The organism is Paraciimarium castrense LEGE 11436 (assembly GCF_056633055.1).
Window position 1 is genome coordinate 1 of record NZ_JBSJOW010000008.1, and the last position, 19950, is coordinate 19950.

Sequence of the window (19950 nt, forward strand, 5' to 3'; positions counted from 1 at the left end):
TGTGGTACGCCGTCAGTGACGGCTCCAGTTGGTGCAGAAACCACAGCCGGCTCTGGGCAAAGGACGCCGGGTAGGCGTGAGCCCCGGCAGGCCAGGGGGTCGCCGGGGGCTGCGAGGCGGGAGTCGCGGGGTTGGCCGAGCTGCCGGGAGCGGCTGACGCCGTTGAACCAGCCCCCGCCAGACGATCCAGTCGTGATCGGAAGGAGGAGCCGCTCATGGCCACAAGGCATCCTGGAACAGCTCCTGGCACTCCGCCAGGGACACTCCATGGTTGAGGCTCTCCGAGAAGGGCAGGTGGTCGTCAGCCAGGCTCTCCAGCTGCTGGGCAATGGCCCGCTGGGCAGCAAACAGGCACGGGGTGCTGTAGATCAGCAGGTCGAGTCCAAGCTGCCCAAGGGTTCGGCGGTCACAGGGCGGGGTGCGCCCGCCACCGATCACGTTGACCACCACCGGGCAGCGCACCGAACGGCGAATCGCGCCTAGCAGGTCGAGATCCTCCATCCCATCGGCGAGCACAGCGTCACAGCCCTCGGCTTCGAAGGCCGTCACTCGCCTGAGGATCTCGCCGGGCTCGCTGGCGTCTGTGCGGGCCACGACGACGAGGCGATCACGGGCAGCCAGCACCGCTCTGAGCTTCAACAGATACTCAGCCAGGGGCAGGATCTCCTTGCCCTCCAGATGCCCGCAGCGCCGGGGGCGGCGCTGATCCTCCAGGACGATTCCCGAGGCCCCTGCCCGCTCCACCGCATGGGCCACATGGGCGGCCATGGTGGCGTCACCGAAGCCATCGTCCAGGTCCACCAGCAGGTGATGCCGGGGAAAGGCGTGGCGCAATCGATGCACGAAGGTGAGCAGATCACTCCAGGCGATGAAGCCCACATCGGGAAGGCCATAGGTGCTGGCCGACAGACCAAACCCACTCACGAACAACGCATCGAACCGGGCCGCCGCCAGCCGTGCGCTAAACAGGTCGTAGATACCGATGAAAGGTACAGGGCGCAACGGCTTGGGGGCGTCGCCGCTTGAGGCCAGAAGAGCACGTAGCGCAGCTCCCGCTGTTTGCATCGGCAGCAGTTCAGGCATAGGTGTTCAAGACTGAATCAGGCTCCGCAAGCAAGCGAGCAAGAAGCGACTTCATTCTCTCGAACAGCTCATGGATGGCTTGCTCGGAGAAGCGATCTGTTGCATAGATGATCTTGGTCTGCAGGGAACCATCCGGCAGATGGCGAAATCGGAACTCCAGGGCATGCCTGGCCCGCTGCGATGGCGAGGGAAGTCGGCAGACCTCAAGCCCCAGCAGGCCAGGCCCCCAGGGCCTGTCGATGAGCTGAACCACGACAGGAACAGAGGTATGAGGAGGCTGCGCTGGCCAGAGGGCCTGCTCGAGCATCACGAAGGGGAGCACCTGATGATCCAGGGCTTGCAGGACGGAGGCGCGGACACAATCCAGCAAGTGACGAAAGGAGTAAGACCCTGACAGACGAATGCGGATGAGCAGAAGATTCACGAACGACCCCATCAGCGGCTCCAGGGAAGGGTGGCGGCGTGCAGCCACGGGCACGCCGATACCGATGTCGCCCTGACCGCTGCGCCCGTGCAGGAGGACTGCCACCAGGGCGAGAAGCCCCATGCAGAGGGTGGCGGCGGCGCTGCGGCAGAGCGTCTCCAGGGCAGCTGCAAGGCTGGCGTCCAGCTCGTAGTAGCTGCAGCGGCCTCGATAGCTCGGCGACTGCACGGCCGGCCGGTCGGTCGGCAGCACCACGGGCGGCAACTGATCCAGGGCAGCGCTCCAGGAGCTGAGCAGAACGCGGCGATCCGCTGAACCGAGGCTGCGCCGTTCCCAGCTGGCGAAGTCGACGTAACGGAGCGGCAACGCCTCCAGGGGACTGGCTGCCCCGTCCACAGCGGCCGCATACAGGACGGCCAGGTCGCGGTAGAGCACGGTCCGCGACCAGCCGTCGAAGGCGCAGTAGTGCAAGACGAGCAACAGCACGTGGTCGCATTGCCGGCCCTGGAGCAGCAGGCCGCGCAGCAGCGGCCCCTTGGCCAGATCGAAGGGCCGCTCGAGCTCCTGCTGCAGCCGCGCCCTCACCGCTCCTGGACCCTGGTGCTCCGGCAGCGCTTCCAGCTGCAGATCCACCCCCTGAGCTGGATGCACCACCTGCAGCAGGTCCTCCCCGCCCGGCTGAAAGGAGGTGCGCAGCGGCTCATGGCGCTCGATCAGGCGATCGAGCGCCCAGGCCAGTGCTCCCGGCTGCAGCTCTCCGCGCAGGTGGAGGGCATCGGCAATCGCGCAGGCTGCGCCGTCAGCGTGCTGCTCGAGGCGCCAGAAGCGCAACTGGGACGTGGAGGCCGCGAAAGCCGGCAGCTTGTGGGGAGCTGGGGAACCGAGCGAACGGGCGGGCGGGAAAGGATCGCTGGCCAGTTGCCGCAGGCGCCCAAGCCGGGAGGGCTCAGGCACTGAGGCCCCCGTCCAGGGCAGCGAGGGCTTGGTCGATGCGCATGTCCAGTTCGGCCGCCAGCATCCTCGGGGTGGGGTAGCGGAACAACAGGGTGGCTGGCAGATCGAGCGGGATCTGGCTGTTGAGCCGGGAGATCACCTGCTGACCAGTGAGAGAATCCCCGCCCAGAGCGAAGAAGTTGCTGGATCGCGAGGGCAGAGGGCCCCCCAGCACGGCGGCAAAGATCTCCCCCACCAGCTCCTCCACTTCACCCTCCAGCGGCTCCGCCGCAACAACCAGCAGGTGGCTCAGGCGCTCGGCCAGGCCGATGCGCTGCAACTTGCCGGTGGCCCCTTTCGGCAGCGCCTCCACGCACAGGATTCGACTGGGTACCTGATAGGGGGCCAGACGGGCAAAGCAGTGGCTGCGCAGGTCGTCCTCAGTCGCGCTTGCACCGGAAGCCAGCACAACCGCGGCAGCCACGTCCTCCCCGAGGCTGGGATGGGGCAAGGCGAAGCACACAGCCTGCTCCACGGTGGGGTGGTTCAGCAGAGCCTCATCGACCTGCCGGGGAATCACCTTCTCGCCGCCGCGGTTGATCATCTCCTTGAGGCGTCCCGTGAGCCGCAGCACTCCCTCTTGATCGAGTGAACCCTCGTCTCCTGTGAGGAACCAGCGGCCCCCATCCGGGCTCGCGACCCAGCCATCGCCCGCCGCCGCGAGATAGCCCGTCGTCACGTTGGCGCCGCGGATCGCCACCTCGCCCAATTCCCCGGCCGGCAGGGGTTGGTGCTCAGACCCGAGCACGGCCAGCTGAGGTCCAGCCGCACTGCCCACACTGCCGCCCACCCTCCGGCCGGGCGGCAGGCGGTTGCTGCAGATCTGGTGGGCCGCCTCGGTCATGCCGTAGGCCTCGATCACCGGCACGCCGAACACCGTTTCCAGCCGCTGGGCCAGCGCCGGCGCCAGCGGCGCTGAACTGGAGCGGATGAAGCGGAGGGCCGGGGCAGGCGGGGCGCCGGTTTCAGGGCCGCAGGCCCGGATCAGCCCCTGCAGGAGGGTGGGCACGGCCGACACCCAGGTGGCCTCGGAGCGGCGCAGCAGCTCGAGCAGCTCTGGGGCGGCAAGCGGCTCGCTGCAGATCACGCTGCCTCCCGAGAGCAGCGGTGCCAGAAGACTGGCCACGATGCCGTGGATGTGGAACAGCGGCATCAGCGCCAGGCTGCGGTCTGCTGGGGTCAGCTCCAGCACTGCGGCCACGTGAGCGGCGGAGCTGAGCAGATTCCCATGGGAGAGGGGAACGAGCTTCGGGGTGGAGGTGGTGCCGGAGGTCTGCAGCAGCAGGGCCAGATCGGAGGGTTCTGGCGGCGTGAAGCAACCCTGAGCCGCAGGGGCTGCTGCGTCGCTGGCCCCGAGGGGGGGGAGCCTGCGCAGGGCCAGTCCCTCAGCCTCAGCCGCCGCGAGCAGGGCTGGGGGAGGCTGTGGATCGGTGAGCACCAGGCTCACCCCGAGGCGCCGGAGGTCGGCCCGATGGGCAGCTTCAGGAGCCTGGGGGTTGAGGGGAGCCGCAATAGCCTGGGTCATCGTTGCCAGCAGAGCGGCTGCGGCCTGGGGGCCGGGCGCCAGCGCCAGGGCCACCCGGTGTTCACGGCCGATCCCTGCTGACTGCAGCAGGGCACCCACTGCGGCCGCGGCCGAAGCGAGACCGACCCGGTCGAGGCCGGCCCCGGAGCCATCCAGCAGCACGGGATCGGCACCATCGCCTCGCTCCACCGCCCCGAGAAGTTGCAGCAGCGTCTGGGGAGCGGGCTGCTGCAGTGGGGGTGAAAACGTGCTCATGCTGCGTCCGCTGCAGTGGAGGCTGAATCGACAAGCGTATTGATGAGCAGGGGCTCTGAGCCAGCCAATCCCGCGGCAAGAGCGCGGCGCAGCTCCTCCGAGGTGCCGGCCCGGCAACCGCTGAACCCCAGGCTGCTGGCCAGCTGCTCGTAGCTGAGGGCTGGCTGGAAGACATGCACCCGTTCCGGGTGCCGGGGAGGGAGTTTGCCCAGCTGACTCAACGACCCGTTGGCACCGTCGTTGTTGACGACCAGCACCACGAAGGGCAGGTGATGGCGCACGGCCGTCTCCAGCTCGATAGCCGCCAAACCGAAGGCGAAGTCGCCCGTCACCAGCAGCACGGGCCGGCTGGGGTGGTGGAGCCGGGCGGCCATGGCAAAGGGCACGCCGGTGCCCATGCAGCCGTTCCAGCCTGGATCGAGGTGCAGAAACGGCAGCTCCCGGGGAAGAAAGCGCTGGGCCGCCTGCAGGGTGATCTTGCCATCCATCACCAGGAAGACCTCCGGGGGCATCACGGCCCGGATGACCTCAAACACAGCAGGGATCGAGAGGGGCCCAGGCACGGCAGGAGGCGATGCAGGGCCCGATGGGGTGGGCGGCTCTGCGGCAGCGGGGGGCGCGCTGAGATGGTTCCCGGCCGGCCGGGCCATTCGGTTGGCAGGGGAGTGAAGGAGTTGGGAGAGGCGGTTGAGCAGCAGCCCAGGGTCGGCGTTCACCCGCTCCATGCCCCGCACAGCCCCCTGGGCAGGACCGGGCGTGTCATCCACGAGAATCACGGCAGCGCCGGGATTGATCTCGGCGCCGAAGCGCAGGCGCCAGTCGAGGTCAGCACCGAACAGCACCACGAGGTCGGCCTGCGCCAGAGCCATGGCGCGCGCCCTGGGGCCCTCAACGGCCCGGGGGTGACTCTCCGCCAGCACGCCACGCATCAAGGGCAGGGCCACCACCGGTAGGCCCAGGCGCTCCAGCCAAGGGCCAACCCGGGCAAGGTCGAGCCGCCAGCGCAGCCCATCGCCCAGCACCAGCAAGGGATGGCGAGCGGCCCGCAGGCGCTGCGCCAGCCGCTCCACAAGCTGATCGCCCGGCGGAGCGGGCTCAATGTGTAGCGGCTGCACAGGCCCTGGATCCAGGGTCTTTGCGGCCAGCACGTCGGCCGGCAGGTCGATGTAGACAGGTCCTGGCCTGCCACTACGGGCAATCCGCACGGCCTCGCGCAGCAGCCGGGGGATGTCATCCGGCGTCTTGGCGCAGGCCGCCCACTTGGCGATCGGTTCCATCAACCGGGCACCGTCCAGCTGCTGGAAATGCCCGTTCTGGCCGTCTCGTACCGCACTGCGGCCACCCAGAACGAGGAGGGGCCAAGCGTTATCGCGGGCCACCAGTATGCCGGTGATGGCATTGGTCACCGCCGGCCCACTGGAGAGCACCACTGCCCCCTGCTGGGATCCCGCCACAAAGGCGGCAGCAGCTGTCATCAAGGTGGCCCCTGCCTGGGTGCGGGTGCCGAGCACCCGCAGGCCCCTGTCGGCACAGGCCCGGAAGATGTCGTGCACGGGAGTGCCACCGACACCTGCGATCCAGCGGAAGTCCAGTGCGGCGAGACTGCTCGCCACCAGCTCGCTGCCACTCAGCAGGGCGGGTCCGCGCTGCTGAAGGGCCTGCAGGAGGTCGATTCTGTCCACCGTCTCCCGGCGCTGGGCGGCTTCGGCGGGGGCAGGATCCATCAGCAAGGTCGTGGCACCATCCAGGGCCCATTCAGTCAGCAACGCCGCTGCCCTGCGGAGTGGCCGGGAAGTGGGGTGCTGGTAGCGGGTGGCGGTCAATCAATCATGGCCCAGATCAACCTGGCGGTCAAAACGCCGTCCCTGGGACTTTGCCCTCAGCCGGAGCAGTCCACCCCCTTGGGGGAGAATCAGCCGAAGGCCCAGATGGCCGCAGGGTCTCACCCCGCACCACCGGCCCCACGACCGTTTCCGCTCCTCCCCCCCATGCTCCTCGATCTGCGCGGCAAGAAGGCCCTGGTCACCGGCATCGCCAACAACCGCTCGATCGCCTGGGGCATTGCCCAGCAGCTCGCTGCCGCTGGCTGTGAGCTGGGGGTCACCTACCTGCCGGATGAGAAGGGCCGCTTCGAGGCCAAGGTGCGCGAGCTCACGGCGCCGCTGAACCCCAGCCTGTTCGAGCCCCTGAACGTGCAGGACCCCGCCCAGATCGCAGCGGTGTTCGAGCAGGTGAAGCGGCAGTGGGGGCAGATCGACGTGCTGATCCACTGCCTGGCCTTCGCCGGCAAGGAGGAGCTGGTGGGCGACTACTCCGCCATCAGCCCCGAGGGCTTCGCCCGGGCCCTGGAGGTGAGCGCCTACTCCCTGGCCCCCCTCTGCCGCCACGCCAAGCCCCTGTTCAGCCAGGGGGCCAGCGTGATCACCCTCAGCTACCTGGGCGCCGAGCGCGCCATCCCCAACTACAACGTGATGGGCGTGGCCAAGGCGGCCCTGGAGGCCTCGGTGCGCTACCTGGCCGCCGAGCTGGGTCCCGAGCAGCAGGTGCGCGTCAACGCCATCAGCGCCGGGCCGATCCGCACCCTGGCCAGCTCCGCCATCGGCGGCATCCTCGAGATGATCCACAACGTGGAGGAGAAGGCCCCGCTCAAGCGCACCGTGACGCAGGACGAAGTGGGCGCCACCGCCGCCTTCCTGGCCAGCCCCCTGGCCTCGGGCATCACCGGCCAGGTGCTCTACGTGGACGCCGGCTACTGCATCACCGGCATGTGAGCACCCGCCCCTTCAGGGGGTGCTGATGAACTGCTCCGTGCGCATCGGCATCACCGCCCCCATCCAGTCGATCGTGGTGGTGTGCAGGTTGTAGAAGGCCGCTTCCACGCTGAGCCGCCCGGCGCGCAGCAGGTCGGTGAGCAGCACGCTGGAATCCACCAGGTTGCGGGCGGCATTGAGGGTGTGGTGGCGGGAGGCCTGATCAAGGTCGTGGTGGCCGCCGAGGTTGATCAGCTCCATGCGCAGCTGGCCCACCAGCTGGGCCAGGCTCGGCGTGAGCGTGAGCGCCGGGTTCAGGGCCGCCTCCACGGCGCCGCAGCGTTCATGGCCCAGCACCACGATCACCGGCACGCCCAGATGGGCCACGGCGTACTCCAGCGAGGCGATCGCGGCGGAGGTGGAGAGGGTGCCGGCGTTGCGCACCACGAACAGGTCGCCGAATCCGGTGTCGAACAGCAGCTCCACCGGCACCCGCGAGTCGGCGCAGCCCAGCACCGCGGCGGTGGGGTGCTGACCCGATTCCACCTCCAGCATGCGCTCGCGGCTGCTGTGGGGATGGAGCGATTCACCCTCCAGAAAGCGCCGATGGCCCGCGCGCAGCTCGGCGAGCACCGCCTGGGGAGAGTTGGTCAAGCGGCGGCCGCAGCGGTGGGCGTGATTGTGGACGGATAGCGGCCGTCAACTTCGGCATGATTGGTACAGTCCCGCCCCTTTGGCCCGTGTCCTCCCTTCCGGACCTCAACCACGACGGCCCCGGCGGCGGCCGCAGCGGCACCGTGCACCGGCTCACCGGCGAAACCGACGTGCGCGTGCAGCTGGGCCTCGATGGCAGCGGCCGCTGCCAGGTGGGCACCGGCGTGCCCTTCCTCGACCACATGCTGCACCAGCTGGCCAGCCATGGCCTGCTCGATCTGGAGATCAGCGCCGTGGGTGACACCCACATCGATGACCACCACACCAACGAGGACGTGGGCATCGCCGTGGGCCAGGCCCTGGCCCAGGCCCTGGGCGACCGGCGCGGCATCCACCGCTTCGGCCACTTCGTGGCACCCCTCGACGAGGCCCTCGTGCAGGTGGCCCTCGACTGCTCCGGCCGGCCCCACCTCAGCTATGGCCTGGAGATCCCGGCCCAGCGGATCGGCAGCTATGACACCGAACTGGTGAAGGAGTTCTTCGTGGCGGTGGTGAACAACTCCGGCCTCACCCTGCACATCCGCCAGCTGGCGGGCTCGAACTCGCACCACATCGTGGAGGCCTGCTTCAAGGCCTTCGCCCGGGCCCTGCGGCTGGCCACGGAGATCGACCCGCGCCGCGCTGGCGCCATCCCCAGCAGCAAGGGAGTGCTGGAGCGGGCTGGCGCGGCCTGAAGCAGGTCGGACCGGCGCCTGGGCCGATCCAGCCTCAAAGTGTCAGCGGATCTGCTGGCGCGCCCACAGGAAGAGCCCCAGGCGCTCGGCATCGGCCATGGTGCGCTCGGCATCGAGCAGCAGGGCGCCGCGGGCCTCCCAGGCGATGCCGGAAAGGCCTGCTGCTGCGGCCTTCGCCACCGTGGTGGGGCCGATGGCGGGCAGGTCCATGCGGCGGTCCTGCTGGAGCTTCGGGGCCTTGTAGAGCACGCCGGAACGGGGCGCCTCAGGTGGCAGGGCCCGGCTGCTGGCCACCCACTCGAGCATGGCGTCGGTGCCGGGCAGGGCTTCGGTGGCCAGGCAGAGCCCCCCCGCCACCACGGCGCCCTGGCCCACGTCCACCATCGAGATCGCCTCCACGATCTGGGCGGCGCGCTCCACATCGGCCCGGTCCATCTCTGTGGGCAGGCGGCTGGCGTAGACGCCGGGCTCGGGCAACAGCTTGGGCGCCACGTCCTCCACACCCACCACCTCCAGCCCGAGCTCCTCGATGATCTCCGCCAGGGAACGCAGGGAGGCGTCGTCGCCCTTGCGCAGCGAGGCCAGGATGCGGGGCGCCGCCATCAGGGTGGAGCCCTCGAAACGCATGATGTTGAGGGCCCGGGGCCGGTGGAACTTGCCCACCATCACCACCTGGCGGATGCCGCGCTTCTCGAGCGAGCGGAAAAAGGAGATGGAGCGCTCGAAGTAGAACTCCTCAGCGTCCTCCAGCTCCACCTCCAGGCCATGGGGCCGGCAGACCAGGTGAGGCCGCCCAGACGCCCTCAGGGCCTGCGAGAGCATCCTGGGCAGCACGCCGGCACCGGCAATGATCGCGAGGGTCGAGTCACCCATCTAGGCCGGCGGTCACAGTCCAGTCGTGGTTGGCGGCAGTCAACTGCCAGCACGTGGTCACTGACGGCCTGGAGTGGACACGTCCTCAGTCGTCATCGGGCCAGCCGCGCCGCGACTTGCTCGGGGCTGAGCCGCTGATCGGCGCTGGCGGCAGGGGAGCCCTCCGCCCCGCTGGGGCGCAGCTCGCGCAGCAGCACCACGCCGGCACTGGCCTCGTCCTCGCCGATCACGGCAGCCCAGGCAGCGCCGGAGCGATCGGCCCGCTTGAACTGCTTGGCAAAGGCGGCTCCGCTGGGATCGATCTCCACCACCAGCCCGGCCCGGCGGCAGAGCCGCGCCAGCGGCAGGGCCTGGGCCTCGGCCTCAGCGCCGCGGCTCACCACGTAGAGATCCGGTGGCGGCTGGCTGGGCAGGCCCGCGGTGGCGGAGCGGCTGAGCAGCAGCACCAGCCGCTCCATCCCCATGGCCCAGCCGATGGCCGGCGTGGCGGGGCCGCCCAGCTGCTGCACCAGGCCGTCGTAGCGACCGCCGCCGCAGACGGTGGCCTGGGCCCCGAGCTGATCGCTGGTGATCTCGAAGGCCGTGTGGCTGTAGTAGTCGAGGCCCCGCACCAGGCGGGGATTGAGCTGCACCGGGATGGCCAGCGCCGCCAGGCCGGCCTGCACCGCCTCGAAGCGCTCGCGGCTGGCCCCACAGAGGCTCTCCAGCAGGCTGGGTGCCTCGGCCAGCAGGGCCTGGGTGTCGGGGTGCTTGGAATCCAGCACCCGCAGGGGGTTGGTCTGGAGGCGGGCCTGGGCCTCGGGGTCGAGCTGGGAGCGGCGCTGCTCCAGCCAGGCCACCAGCTGCTGGCGGTAGCCGGCGCGGTCTTCCGGGCTGCCCAGGCTGTTGAGTTCGAGCGCCAGGCCGCCCACCCCCAGATCGGCCAGCAGATCCCACGCCACGGCGATGGCCTCCACATCGGCGCGGGGTTCGGCAAAGCCGAGCAGCTCCAGGCCGATCTGATGGAACTGGCGCTGGCGGCCGGCCTGGGGGCGCTCGTAGCGGAACATCGGTCCGCCATACCAGAGCCGCTGGGGCCCCTGGCTGAGCAACCCGTGCTGCAGCACCGCACGCACCACCGACGCCGTGCCCTCCGGCCGCAGCGTGCAGCTGCGCTCGCCCCGGTCGACGAAGGAGTACATCTCCTTACCCACCACGTCGGTGGCCTCACCGATGCCACGGGCAAACAGCTCCGTCACCTCCAGCAGCGGCGTGCGGATCTCCTGGATGGCGGCGCGGCGGAAGTGCTCCGCGGCCCGGCCTTCCACGTGCTGCCAGAGGGCCGTGGCCCCAGGCAAGAGGTCCACCATGCCGCGCAGACTCTGCAGCGAAGCCAATCCCGATTCAGGCGAAGGGAACCGAGTCTGCCTGGCGAAGCCGCGCTGCAGGGTTCTGGACCCGCGCTGAGCCGTGATAGTCCAGATACCAGCGGGCGAAACGCTCCACTCCCTGCTCCAGGCTGGTGGAGGGCTCGAACCCCACCCAGGCCTGCAACCGGGAGGTGTCGGCCGCTGTGGCCTTCACATCGCCAGGCTGCATGGGCTGGAGATCGAGCACGGCCCGGCGGCCCAGGGCCGCCTCCAGCACCTGAATGAAGCGCAGCAGCTCCACCGGCGCACTGTTGCCCAGGTTGAACAGGCGGTGCGGCGCCCAGCTGGTGGCGGGATCGGGAGCGGCCGGATCGAACTCCGGGTTGGCGGTGGCGGGTTGATCAAGGCAACGCACCAGCCCCTCCACGATGTCGTCGATGTAGGTGAAGTCGCGCCACATGGCGCCGTGGTTGAACACCCGGATCGGCTCGCCGGCCAGGATCGCCCTGGCGAAGAGCATCGGCGCCATGTCCGGCCGTCCCCAGGGGCCATAGACCGTGAACAGGCGCAACCCCGTGGCCGGCAGTCCGTAGAGATGGCTGTAGCTGTGGGCCATCAGTTCATTGGCCTTCTTGGTGGCGGCGTAGAGACTCACCGGGTGGTTCACCGGCTGGGATTCCGTGAAGGGAAGCTGGGTGTTGCCGCCATACACCGAGCTGCTGGAGGCATACACCAGGTGGGCCACCTGCTGCGCTCGGCAGGCCTCCAGCACCTGGGAGAAGCCCAGCAGATTGCTCTGGATGTAGGCCGCCGGGTTGGTGATCGAGTGGCGCACGCCGGCCTGGGCGGCCAGATGCACCACCCGGTCAAAGCGCTCCCGCTCGAACAGGGCGCTCAGCAGGGAGGCCTCCTCAATGGCCCCCTCCACGAAGCGCCAGGCGCCCGAGGCGGCAAAGGGCTCCAACCGCGCCAGCCGCGCCCGCTTGAGGTCGGGGTCGTAGTAGGGGCTCAGGTTGTCGAGGCCCACCACCTGCTCCCCCCGCGCCAGCAGTCGCTCGCAGAGGGCCCCGCCGACGAAGCCAGCCGACCCTGTCACCAGAACAGCCGTGGTCATCGGGGGGACGAGGGGAGGCTGGAGCGGAACCAGGCGATGGTGGGCTCGAGGCCCTGCTCAAGGGGCACACCGGGCTGCCAGCCCAGCTCTCGCCGGGCCAGATCAATCACGGGCTGCCGCTGCAGGGGATCATCCTGGGGCAGGGGCAGGCAGATCAGCTCCAGGGCCGGATTGATGCGATCCCGCACCTGTTCGGCCAGCTGCCGAATTGTGAACTCGCCGGGGTTGCCCAGGTTGATCGGCCCGGTGGAAGCACCGTTCATCAGGCGGATCAGGCCCTCCACCAGGTCATCCACAAAACAGAACGAGCGCGTCTGGGAGCCATCGCCATAGAGGGTGAGCGGCTCGCCGCACAGGGCCTGCACGATGAAATTGCTCACCACCCGCCCGTCATCAGGGAGCATGCGCGGCCCGTAGGTGTTGAAGATGCGCGCCACCCGAATCTCGGTGCCGTGCATGCGGTGGTAGTCGAAGCAGAGGGTCTCGGCCACCCGCTTGCCCTCGTCGTAGCAGCTGCGCGGGCCGATCGTGTTGACGCAGCCGCGATAACTCTCGGGCTGGGGATGCACCTCAGGATCGCCATACACCTCGCTGGTGGAGGCCAGCAGCAGCCGCGCCCCCACCCGCCGGGCCAGGCCGAGCATGTTGTAGGTGCCCAGGAAACTGGTCTTGGCCGTCTTGATCGGGTTGTGCTGGTAATGCACGGGCGAGGCCGGGCAGGCCAGGTGCCAGATGCGGTCCACCTCCAGGCGGATCGGCTCGGTCACGTCGTGGCGAAGCAGTTCGAAGCGGGGATGGCCGATCCACTGGGCGATGTTGGCCTTGCGGCCCGTGAAGTAATTGTCGAGGCAGATCACCTCCTCGCCAGCCTTCATCAGCCGATCCACCAGGTGGGAGCCCACGAAGCCGGCTCCACCGGTGATCAGGTTGCGCTGCAGCGTCTGCGGCATGGCCTCAGCCCTCCCCCACGCGCCAGACGCTGAGCCCGGCGGCGCGGGCGGCCTGCTGATCGGCGCTGCCCCGGGCATCAAAGAGCCAGGCAGGTCTGCGCATCACGGCAGCGGTGGCGGCCCAGTCGATCCGGCTGAACTGCTGCCATTCGGTGAGCAGCAGCACGGCGTCGGCTCCAGTGGCGCCCTGCTCCAGGGAGGCACAGGGCGCCCAGCTGGCCTCCCCATCGCCGGGGGGCTGGCCGAGGTCGGCCTCGATCTGGGCGGGGCTCACCTTGGGATCGAGGATCTGCAGCTGGGCACCCTCCTCGATCAGGTCGCGGGCGATCTGGATGGCGGGGGAGGCACGGGTGTCGTTGGTGTCGGCCTTGAAGGCAAAACCGAGCAGCACCAGGCGCTTGCCGGTGACGGTGCCGAACAGGCGTTGCACCACCAGGCGGGCGATGCGGTGCTGCTGCCAGGTGTTGAGGCTCACCACCTGCTCCCAGTAGCTGGCCACCGGCTCGAGGCCGTAGTGGCGGCAGAGGTATACCAGGTTGAGGATGTCCTTCTGGAAGCAGCTGCCGCCAAAGCCCGGGCCGGCCTTGAGGAACTTGGGTCCGATGCGGCTGTCGCTGCCGATGGCACGGGCCACCTCGTTGACATCAGCTCCGCTGGCCTCACAGAAGGCGGCGATGCTGTTGATCGAGCTCACCCGCTGGGCCAGGAAGGCATTGGCGGCCAGCTTGCCGAGTTCGCTGCTCCAGATGTTGGTGCGCAGGATGCGCTCCTGGGGCACCCAGTGGGCGTAGATGGCGGCGAGGGCCTCGATCGCTTCAGGATCCTCACCGCCGATCAGCACCCGATCGGGGGCCTCGAGATCGGCCACGGCCGTGCCCTCGGCAAGGAATTCGGGGTTGGAGAGCACCGCAAAGCTCTGGCCGGGCTCAGCGCAGCCGAGGATCGCCTTGACGGCCTCGGCGGTGCGCACCGGCAGGGTGCTCTTCTCCACCACGATCGTGTGGCCGCGGGCCGCCTTGGCCACGGTGCGGGCACTGGCCTCGATCCACTTGAGGTCACTGGCCTGGCCGGCGCCCAGGCCCCTGGTCTTGGTGGGGGTGTTGACCGAGAGAAAGACCATGTCGGCGGCGGCGATGGCCTCCTCCACGGCGGTGCTGAAGTGGAGGTTGCGGCCGCGGCAGCGGGCCACCACGGCGTCGAGGCCCGGCTCATAGACCGGCAGGCGGCTGAGGTCGGCATGGTTCCAGAGGGCGATGCGCTCGGCGTTGAGGTCAACGACGGTGACGTCGAGCTGCGGACAGCGATCAGCGATCACGGCCATGGTGGGCCCGCCCACGTAGCCCGCGCCGATGCAGCAGATGCGACGGGGTAGCTGTGCTGCCAAGGGAATCCGCCTCGAATCGGCTGACGCTACGCCAGGCGATTCAGGATGCTCAGAGCTCGCCGAAGCCACCCGGGCCAAACACGAAATTGTCGCCGAAGGTGCCGCGCGGCAAGCGCGCCGGCCCGCGCGAGGGCGAGTTGGGCACGGCGGGCGACGGCGTCCCCGACCTGCCGCCTGGGCGGCGGTCGTCGTCGCGGATGGTCGTGACCGTCCGCGACCTGCCGATCCGGGCGCTGTCGCTGCTGAGATCCACCCGGAACGTCTCCCTGCCCTCCCGCCGGCGGTCCTGCCGGGTCCTGATGCGGAAACTGGCCAGCGTGGTGCCATTGCCCTGGACCCGGCCACTGATGTTGGTGGCGGTCACCTCGATCAACCCATCGGGGCGAGACGTGAGCGGGCCCAACCGCAGTCCGGCGCCGGCGCGGAGCCGCCGCGCTGTGAGCGGGTCAAAGTCTCTGCCAGAGCGGGCTGACTGGCCCTGGGAGCGAAGCTGAAAGGTGACGGAATCGCCGGCGGCCAGAGCACTGTTGCCAAGCCTCACGCTGTAGCCCTTGGTGGTTCTGCCCTCGCGCACACTGCCTCGGCCGCTGAGGCTGATCTCCAGCGGAGCCGTCGTGGGGAGGGGGTCGCTCTCTCCTGGGGGCGGGGACTGGCCCGGTGGCGGGACGGGCGGCTGGACCGGTGGTGCCACATCGTTGTCCGTGATCGTTGTGGTCACGGCCGTCGCTGTGATGAAGCCACCAAGGCTGAGGGAAAAGCTCTCGCTGGCTTCGACCGCTGCATCGTCCACGCTGGGCAGCGTCACCGTGGCGACGACGGCATTGGGGGAACGGGTCTGATTGGCCGTGGCCACGACTGTGAAGGTACCGGGGGCGGCGTTGCCCCGCTCCGTATTCGGCAGCAGATCGAGCTTCACGCCTGGGCCGGCGCTGAAACTGGAGGCCAGCAGGGCACCAAAGTCAGCGCCTGGTGTGGCCGTGATGCCGCTGAGGCGGAGCGTGAACGCCACCGACTGGCCCCGCTCCAGCCCGTTGCCAGCCAGCCGCACCGTGTAGGCCGAGGAGGCCCCTTCCACCACGCTGGCTGGACCGCTGAGGGAAATGGATTCGCGCACATCCAGAAGGATGTCGTTGAATTGCAGGAACTCCATGCCCCTGATCACATTCAGCCTTGCTGTGCTGCTGATATTTTCACCGACAGACCACACGGTGTAATCCTGGGCATCGTTGGAGCTGGTGAGATCCAGACCGCCGCCATTCGCATCCACAACCTCAAAAGACCAATCCCTAAAGGTTCCGTAGAGGAAAGCAGTATCAACACCATCGCCGCCCAAGAATTCACTCTGAAAGGGCAGGAAAGCATAGACATAGTCATCTCCTGTGCCCAGATCTACGACGGACTGATAGTAATCGGGTAGGACATAACCTGGCGACGCCTGGGGAGACTCCCTGACAAATTGCACATTATCGGCAGACTGCATGTTGACGATATCATCGCCTGCGCCAGTACGAATCGTGGCCTGGTAGGCCGCATGACCAAACTGCACGAAGGGGCCAAGACCATCCCTGACCGGTTCCACAAGGACAGAGACACGATCATCGCCTCCACCAGTGTCCAGCGTGGCGAAGGCCACAGCATCAACAAGTTGCACATCATTGGCCTGATCACCAGTTTCTACAGTGATCGCACGCAGTTCAGTGCCGGCAATGCCCTCATAGGTGAGATTATCCCCACTGAGCTCGAGCCATTCGCTGGGATCGATAGACTGACTGATGACGCCAGCCCGATTTACAATGGTGGCGACAATCGTACCGGTCGGCGCCACAGGTTCTGCGGCGCTGGCCAGGGTGAGCCGGAAGGTTTCTCCGGGTTCTGCGATGGAATCCGCCCCTGTGCGGATGGCAAAACTCACAAGCTCCGCGCCTGCCGCGATCACTTCTTCGCTGGTGTTGGACACCGTGACGCTGAGGGCACCGCCTACAGCGGCTACCACCGCCAGGTCAATACCGGAGCCGGCCGAGATGTCACTGTCAAGGAGAGCTGAAAAGTCAATGCCCCTAGGGAAGGCCTCACTGACCACGAACCCTTCTGTGGCCGTGATTCCCTCAGTGTCCAGGGTAAAGGTGAGACTCTCGCCAACTGGCAAGCCTATGTCCACAAGTGACACCTTGAAAGGCGCGCTCCGGCTGCCCTCCGCAATGACACTGGGACCAGAGAGGGTGATGGCCATAGGAGCTGAGACTCAGGGCTCAACTCTAATCAATGGCTACAGGCTTGCTCTGGAAGGTTCATGACGAGACCCTGAAGATTGACATCGCGCTAGCGTCCATCCGTCGGGCTTGATGGGGCCGAATCGGCCTCGGCTGGCTGAAAGCTCTTCCAGCCGAGGTTGTTGATCGCCGCGAGAGCCCGGAAGTCGTCCCCGTTCAGCGCCACCTTCAGCAGATCCGGGCGGCCAGCCCGCACCCGCAGGCCACTCCCCAGGGCGAGACTGCGCTGAGCGCCCTTGTTCAGCAGTTCGGAGAGAACAACACGTCCATTGACGGTTTCCACCTCCACCCAGCACGGGCCCTCGGCCCTCAACTGCAGATGCTGCTTCCCGGGCAACGGAGCTTCCGAGGGGGCCGCCACGGTGGGTGGTGCCTCCGCCTTGATCGGTGGCCTGGGTAACAACGCGCCCTCACGGGGCCCGCGCGGCTCACGGGCGACCTGACCCCAGCGCCCCAGGGCTTCAACGCCCACCACCAGCAGGGCAACGGCCGTCGCCGTTGCGACCGTGAGCAGCGGCAGGCGTCGGTGCTGGGCCAGGCGCCGGGCCGCGGAGTGCCAACGTCGTCGCAGCCCGAGCCGCCACCGCCGCAGGCGCCTCGGCGGCAGCTGTCTGGAGAGCGGCCACCGGGGCCTGGCCAGGGCCAGCTCCGGAGCTGCCTCGGGCTCTGGCGCAGGCCCCCCCGCAGGCAGGGCTGGGCTCTCATGCAGGGGAGGTCCAGCGGTGGGCAGCTGCTGCTGCAGCATGCGCCGTTCTTCCAGCAGCCGGCGTATTTCCAGGGCCACAACGTGCACCTGCTGGCGAAACTTCGTCTCGTAAATCGAGGGAATCTCGTTGATCAGGGCCTGATAGTCAGCCAGTTCAGCCTTAGCGCGCTCCAACTCCTGCTCCAGAAGCTGTACAGCATCATCTCCATCATCCGATTGGTAACTGGATGGTTCGGTTGAGGGGGGGAACGCCACAGCAGATGCACCTTCAGAGGTGGGAGCAAGGGTCACCCCGCAGGGAACGCCTCCGCGGGAGCCCGGTGCTAGCCATCAGAAGCCTCCATTACCGAGGAATTCACGACCTTGGCGAGTGCCTGGCTGGTAGCCATAGCCGAACGTGCCACCCGTATCGTCATTGATGACTCGTGGCGTGACCATAATCACGAGTTCACGCTTTTCTTTTTGATTACCAGTGCTGCGGAAAAACTGACCAATCAACGGAATATCCCCAAGGATTGGCCACTTACTGACCACCGAGCGATCAAAGTCAGAAATCACACCAGTGAGAATGAGTGTCTGGCCATCGCGAACCCGTAAGGCGCCAGTATCGAGACTCCGAATGCTGAGAATATTGAGATCAGAGCCGCATCCCTGCGGAGCCGGCTCACGAGCCGTCACGGCAGAAACGCTCGGTGACAGTACAAACGTGATGAAACCATTGTCATCGATTTTCTCTACTCTTGCTCCCAGCACCAAGCCTGCAGTCGCCAGCTCCGGCGTGCACACCACGTTGCCACCCTGGGCCGGAGTTTCCGTCTCGTAGCTGGTCACCACATTGGTGCCGACCCTCACCACACCTTCATTGGCCCGACGACGGCCAATTGGTGAGTCCACGCCAAATTCGCGAATACCTTGCTGCACATCGTTGGCACTCGTGCCACTGAAAGTTTCATTGCCGTCCCTGAGCAGGGAAGGATTCTCCTGAAGGATCAGGGTGGGGCTGGCCAACAGCTTGGTGGAACCCGAAACAATCTGGGCTCGTACAAAATCAAAGAACGTATCGGCAGGATAGTTGGAGCCAGGGTTCACTCTCCTGCTGCCCGTAAAATTTGAAGAAGAGAGATTGGAGGTTTCCACATTGCGCCCCAATGTACGGGAGAGCACCCTGTCGACGCTTCGTTGAAGTGAGTCAGAGCTGAGGTTGGTGGAATTGTTGATCGGCTCTACGATGAACTGCCCATCCCGCTCCACCAGGCGCGAGCCAGTTTCGCTCGAGAGCGCACGGTTGACCTCCCTCAGCTGGCTGTTGGTGAGGTCCCGACCCAGCCCCCGCGTGACCTCAAGAGTGTTTGAGGAGCTGCGGGTAAGGGTCTCAGTTTGATTGAAGTCCGCCTCCCCGGGGGGCAGAAAGCGGCCAAAAGCCCCCAGTAGCTGGCCATTGTCGTTGACAATGAAATTATTGCCAAATCGGAATGCGAAAGAATTATCGATGGAAGCATCATTTTCGAGATTGACATCAAGAATTCTCACATTCAAGGCCACCTGCCGTTGCCTGAGATCCAGCTGTCTGAGGTATTGCTCACCGATCGCCACCACGGATGGATCACCCACCATGGTGATCGTGCCGAGCCGGGTGTCCGTCGTGGCCCGCAGGCCGATGAGGGGGCCAGTGGTGGCGCCAAAGGCCTCCACTGTGGTGATGGTGCTTGCCTGGGTGGTCTGGGCGTTGGGGGCCGATGAGATCGCATCGGCCTGGGTCACTCCCTGGGTGACCGAAGTGGTGACGGTGTTGGTCTTGGTGACCGTGGCCCCCAGGTTGGCCAGATAATCCGCAGCGGCATTCGGGCCCACCTGGTTGAGCCGATACACTTTTGAAACTTGTGCCCCAAAGCTCTTGGAGAGGGCATTCGGGCCAGCCAGGATCATGTTGCCCTCAAGCTTCCCCTGCAGCCCCGCGGCCAGCAGGGTGGTATTGAGGGCACGGGCATAGGATTCGCCCCGGAAAGCTATCGAGAGGGGCCGATTGTTCTGGTTGAGCGGCAGCCCACTGGGCACTGCCCCGGCGGGCTGCTCATCGACATAGGCAAAGCCATAGCCCCCCAGGCTGGCCAGGGCCATCAGCGCATCGCGGGCCGGTGCGTTCTTGAGGGTCATGGTCACCGGTGGACCGGAGACATTGACGAAGCCTGGATTGCGCAGGGTCATGGTGCCCACGGCCATGTCGCCAAGGGGAGGAGCCACGGCGCGCGGTTGCAGCGGCGGCGCATAGGTGGGCAAGGGCACGGCTCCAGGGCTGGCCAGGTTGAAACTGTTGACCTGCAGGGAGGCCTGGGGCACCGGCGAGGGGAAGGAGAGAATCAGAGCGCGCCCATCGGCACTCACCACAGGCCGGCCCAGGGTGACCCCGGGCATGGGAGTGACGCTGATCGAAAACGTGGTGCCGCCGCCATCAAAGCTGATGCTCTGGAATCCCACTTCCGGCAGCGACAGGCGCTGGGGCCCCACCATCAAAGCCGAAGGTTCAGCGACGAACAGCCGACCCTGCCAGCCCGGGCCATCGGAACTCTGCTGCAACTGAGGCGAGATGCCGGTGCCCTCGATCACCAGCTCCACCATGTCCGGCAGGCGCCGCACCTTGAGCTGAACCGCACCGGTGACCTGCTCGGCTGGGGGAGTGCTGCCCGCCGATGGCACCCTCGGGGCCGAGCCCACCGCAGACTGAAACAGCAAAGGCGAAAGACAGCCAGCAACGAGTGCCAAGGCCCAGCTATGCCTTCCAGCGACAAGCCCCGAACGCTGACTGCGCAGCACCACCATCTCCCGAGCCAATTCGCAATGGCACGATCTTAAGCGCATTCAGGGCGCCAATCTGCTCGTTGAAACTTG

General features: G+C 67.3%; 15 protein-coding genes. 2 read left to right on the forward strand and 13 right to left on the reverse strand.

What is annotated here, in order from left to right:
- Positions 1–213: 213 nt before the first annotated feature.
- From ACWJIO_RS12085 to ACWJIO_RS12100, 4 genes are all read right to left on the reverse strand, one after another.
- Entirely contained in the window at positions 214–1002 is a 789-nt protein-coding gene (locus ACWJIO_RS12085; RefSeq protein WP_480313716.1) for an isocitrate lyase/PEP mutase family protein, read from the reverse strand.
- A 73-nt stretch (positions 1003–1075) separates the two neighbouring features.
- Positions 1076–2461, reverse strand: coding sequence for a condensation domain-containing protein (locus tag ACWJIO_RS12090; protein ID WP_480313718.1), 1386 nt, complete (start codon positions 2459–2461; stop codon positions 1076–1078).
- Positions 2454–4280, reverse strand: a complete 1827-nt coding sequence (locus ACWJIO_RS12095; RefSeq protein WP_480313720.1) for an AMP-binding protein — start codon at positions 4278–4280, stop codon at positions 2454–2456. The genes ACWJIO_RS12090 and ACWJIO_RS12095 overlap by 8 nt, the downstream gene beginning before the upstream one ends.
- Complete coding sequence (locus ACWJIO_RS12100; protein WP_480313722.1) at positions 4277–6004, reverse strand: thiamine pyrophosphate-binding protein; 1728 nt, start codon at positions 6002–6004, stop codon at positions 4277–4279. Before ACWJIO_RS12100 ends, ACWJIO_RS12095 begins: the two co-directional genes overlap by 4 nt.
- Before the next feature lie 264 nt (positions 6005–6268).
- Here ACWJIO_RS12100 and fabI point away from each other — a divergent pair, with 264 nt between their 5' ends.
- A complete protein-coding gene (gene fabI, locus ACWJIO_RS12105) occupies positions 6269–7051 on the forward strand; it encodes an enoyl-ACP reductase FabI (protein ID WP_480313724.1) in 783 nt (260 codons plus the stop codon).
- A 12-nt stretch (positions 7052–7063) separates the two neighbouring features.
- Here fabI and ACWJIO_RS12110 read toward each other — a convergent pair whose 3' ends face one another.
- Complete coding sequence (locus tag ACWJIO_RS12110) at positions 7064–7684, reverse strand: carbonic anhydrase (protein ID WP_480313726.1); 621 nt, start codon at positions 7682–7684, stop codon at positions 7064–7066.
- Between the two features lie 86 nt (positions 7685–7770).
- Between ACWJIO_RS12110 and hisB the strand changes: the two genes are divergently transcribed.
- A complete protein-coding gene (hisB, locus tag ACWJIO_RS12115) occupies positions 7771–8418 on the forward strand; it encodes an imidazoleglycerol-phosphate dehydratase HisB (RefSeq protein ID WP_480313728.1) in 648 nt (215 codons plus the stop codon).
- A gap of 42 nt (positions 8419–8460) precedes the next feature.
- Here hisB and ACWJIO_RS12120 read toward each other — a convergent pair whose 3' ends face one another.
- From ACWJIO_RS12120 to ACWJIO_RS12155, 8 genes are all read right to left on the reverse strand, one after another.
- Complete coding sequence (locus tag ACWJIO_RS12120) at positions 8461–9291, reverse strand: LpxI family protein (RefSeq protein WP_186697462.1); 831 nt, start codon at positions 9289–9291, stop codon at positions 8461–8463.
- A 92-nt stretch (positions 9292–9383) separates the two neighbouring features.
- Positions 9384–10667: a histidine--tRNA ligase gene (gene hisS / locus ACWJIO_RS12125; RefSeq protein ID WP_480313730.1), complete on the reverse strand. Its 1284-nt coding sequence runs from the start codon at positions 10665–10667 to the stop codon at positions 9384–9386.
- 7 nt (positions 10668–10674) lie between these two features.
- Positions 10675–11754: an NAD-dependent epimerase gene (locus tag ACWJIO_RS12130; protein WP_480313732.1), complete on the reverse strand. Its 1080-nt coding sequence runs from the start codon at positions 11752–11754 to the stop codon at positions 10675–10677.
- A complete protein-coding gene (locus ACWJIO_RS12135) occupies positions 11751–12704 on the reverse strand; it encodes a UDP-glucuronic acid decarboxylase family protein (RefSeq protein WP_480313734.1) in 954 nt (317 codons plus the stop codon). Before ACWJIO_RS12135 ends, ACWJIO_RS12130 begins: the two co-directional genes overlap by 4 nt.
- 4 nt (positions 12705–12708) lie before the next feature.
- Positions 12709–14088, reverse strand: coding sequence for a nucleotide sugar dehydrogenase (locus ACWJIO_RS12140; protein ID WP_480313736.1), 1380 nt, complete (start codon positions 14086–14088; stop codon positions 12709–12711).
- Between the two features lie 49 nt (positions 14089–14137).
- Positions 14138–16318, reverse strand: a complete 2181-nt coding sequence (locus ACWJIO_RS12145) for a hypothetical protein (protein WP_480313738.1) — start codon at positions 16316–16318, stop codon at positions 14138–14140.
- 89 nt (positions 16319–16407) lie between these two features.
- Positions 16408–17238 carry a DUF4115 domain-containing protein gene (locus ACWJIO_RS12150; RefSeq protein WP_480313740.1) on the reverse strand — a complete coding sequence of 277 codons (831 nt, stop codon included), beginning with the start codon at positions 17236–17238 and terminating at the stop codon, positions 16408–16410.
- Positions 17239–17394: 156 nt separating this feature from the next.
- Entirely contained in the window at positions 17395–19881 is a 2487-nt protein-coding gene (locus ACWJIO_RS12155; protein ID WP_480313742.1) for a type II secretion system protein GspD, read from the reverse strand.
- Positions 19882–19950: the final 69 nt, after the last annotated feature.